This window comes from Vibrio genomosp. F10 str. 9ZD137, assembly GCF_049974785.1.
Lineage (GTDB): Bacteria > Pseudomonadota > Gammaproteobacteria > Enterobacterales > Vibrionaceae > Vibrio.
Genome location: NZ_JBNGCJ010000861.1, coordinates 1 through 2,979, shown reverse-complemented (window position 1 = coordinate 2,979; position 2,979 = coordinate 1). Strand labels below are relative to the sequence as shown.

Genomic DNA, 2,979 nt, shown 5'->3' with positions numbered 1-2,979 from the left:
TCGCCCCTTATGATGGCGTCATTACGAGTGGTGACTTGAGCCAGCGATTAGGCAGCGCCGTGACAAAAGGAGAGCTTCTGCTAGAAGTGGCCCCTATCAATAGTTATCGCATTCAAATGCGAGTCAAGGAGAGCCGGATTGCAGAACTCAGCGTCGATCAGGTCGGGACTCTTTACTTATCGGCACTGCCAGAACAGGCCTTTGAATTTACCGTCAGTAAAATTACACCATTAACCGAAGCCATCGATGGCACAACGTACTTCATCATCGAAGGAGAATTGCTCTCTGGGTCAGATCAGATGCAAGCCGGTATGGAAGGTATTGGGAAAGTCGCCATTGATGAGCGTTTGTGGTTTTCGATCTGGACCCGAGAGCTAAGAGAGTGGGGACAATTACAGATCTGGTCATGGTGGGGGTAGGGTAAGTGTCCAACTCTCTGTTTAGCCAATCTTGGTATAAAGTGGCCAACCTCAAGGTTCGCTTACGAACGCACGCCAATATTCACCGTCATGTTTACCGTGATAGGGTGTGGTTTGTATTGCAAGACCATATGACCGGCCAGTTCCAGCGTTTCACTCCTCAGGCGTATCAACTCATTGGCTTGATGGATGGTCATCGCACGCTCCAGCAAGTTTGGGATCTCGCTTGTGAATCATTAGGCGATGAACTTCCGACTCAAGATGAGGTGATTCAACTGGTTGGGCAGCTCAATAAAGCGAACGTCATCCAAACCGATGTATTGCCCAGCATCGAACATTTGCACCGACGCCAGAAAAGCGAAGAGAACAAAAAGTTCATCCAACAGATTAAATCCCCATTAAGCATTCGTATTCCCGTGATTGATCCAGAAAGATTCCTCAACTCAACACGTTGGGTGGCGAAGGTCGTCTTCTCGCCTTTTGGGGCATTTATTTGGTTGCTTGTTATGGGGCTGGGGATCACGTTATCGGCGATTCATTGGGACTCGCTAACGCACAACCTTTCCGATCAGGTCCTGTCTGTCGATAACTTGTTAATCATGGCGTTAGTGTATCCAATGGTAAAATTGGTGCACGAACTTGGCCATGGTTATGCGGTCAAGCGTTGGGGGGGCGAAGTGCACGAAATGGGGATCATGCTGTTAATATTCATCCCCGTTCCTTACGTCGATGCGTCAACAGCGGCTTCATTTAGAAACAAACATCAGAGAATGCTCGTTGGTGCGGTCGGTGTTCTCGGTGAGTTATTTATGGCCGCGTTAGCCATGATTGTCTGGTCGCTAGTTGAACCGGGTCTCGTACGAGCGATGGCTTATAACGTGATGTTAATAGGCGGCATATCGACATTACTGTTTAATGGCAATCCTCTTCTTAGATTCGATGCTTACTACGTATTGGCAGATTACTTAGAAATCCCCAATTTGGCCTCACGAGGAAACGCTCAAATTGGCTATCTGGTGAAACGGTACTGCTTTCGAATATCTGAAGCGAGGACTAACGCCTATAGCCGTTCAGAGTCAATGTGGTTAGCCAGCTATTCCGTTGCAGCCTATGTTTATCGCCTTTTTGTGATGGTCGCAATATCTCTGTTTGTGGCAAGCCAATACCTTATTGTAGGCGTATTATTGGCACTTTGGTCTGTTTGGAGTAGCTTATTTGCACCTATATTTAAAGTCATGGCGAAACCAATGAAGGACCCATTAATGCGCCGTAAAAACAAACAAATATACTTATTCTCAACCCTATTTCTGGCTGGGCTCCTAGGAATGTTGTTCTTTCTACCAGTGCCCCATAACACATACGCTCAAGGTGTATTATATGTGCCAAATCAGTCCTACGTAAAAGCCGAAGTCAGTGGTTTTGTTGACCGTTTAGTGGCGAAAGAAGCGAGTTTTGTAGAAACCGATGATATTTTGCTTCAAATGAATGCGCCTGATATTCAAGCGGAAGTATTGGTATTGGAGGCCAATTTAAGAGAAGCCAAAGTTCGTTATGAGGCCAGCATTAGTGACCGAAGTGAATCTGATATCTTGCTTCAAGAACTTCGTTTTATCGAACAAGAATATCAGAGCGTTCTCGATCGATTGAACTCTTTAACCCTATATAGTCGCGAGACGGGCATCTTTACATTACCAAATCGCCGAGGCATTGAGGGAAGATATTTCAATCGAGGAGAAGTGATTGGCTATGTCGTGGATTACCAAAACCTCCCTCTTACCGTGATGATTTCGGAAGACGATATCGACCGGGTACGTACTCAAACTCGAGCCGTAGCGTTAAAATTTGTCTCTACGCCAGAGCGTGAATTTAAGGCCGCTATCTTACGCCAAATCCCATCGTCCACCCAACAAATACCGAGTTCAGTACTCACGACAGACGGAGGGGGGTTAATTGCACTTGACCCAAATCGAACGGAAGATCTTAAAAGTTATCAAAGTTACTTTAGGCTCGATCTCGATAGCCTAGATGCCCCTAAGTTCCGGTTTGATGAACGCGTCCATGTCATGTTTCAACATGATCCTGAGCCGTTGGTCTACCGTTGGCACCGCAGTATTCGACGAGTGTTCTTAAGGCAGTTTGATGTATAAGCGGCCCGAGCGTCTTCCTAGTTCCACGCTTGAGCGCCCTCAAAAGAAGGTGGAAGAACAAAAGCTGATGGTACGTTGGTGGCGATCGATCACGGCATACAGTAGCCGTTTAGTTCGGTCCTCAGTTTGGTTTTATAAGCCTTTATTGTGGCGAATTAAGGCATTAGATACCGAATTCAGACGGATCAGCAATGATGAATTGGACCTAAGAATCGTAGATATCCGCCGACAGTTGTATAAGCAGGGCCTAACCAACGGGCTCTTGGTGCAAGTGTTCGCGTTAATCCGAGAAGTCGCTGGACGCGAGTTAGGAATGTGGCATTTCGATAGCCAAATTATGGGTGGCTTAGCCATCTTACATGGCAATATTGGCCAAATGCAGACAGGAGAAGGCAAAACAGATCGGAAGAGCG

At 46.6% G+C, this 2,979-nt stretch carries 2 protein-coding genes and 1 pseudogene; all 3 read left to right on the top strand.

The features are described from left to right. Positions 1-419: HlyD family efflux transporter periplasmic adaptor subunit (locus ACP45E_RS19360; RefSeq protein ID WP_141707436.1), on the top strand; the 419-nt coding region annotated here is incomplete at its 5' end. A gap of 5 nt (positions 420-424) precedes the next feature. Continuing rightward, positions 425-2,566, top strand: coding sequence for an efflux RND transporter periplasmic adaptor subunit (locus ACP45E_RS19355; RefSeq protein ID WP_017037654.1), 2,142 nt, complete (start codon positions 425-427; stop codon positions 2,564-2,566). Continuing rightward, positions 2,559-2,979, top strand: a pseudogene (locus ACP45E_RS19350) (prepilin peptidase); the annotation flags it as partial. The gene ACP45E_RS19355 and the pseudogene ACP45E_RS19350, both read left to right, overlap by 8 nt.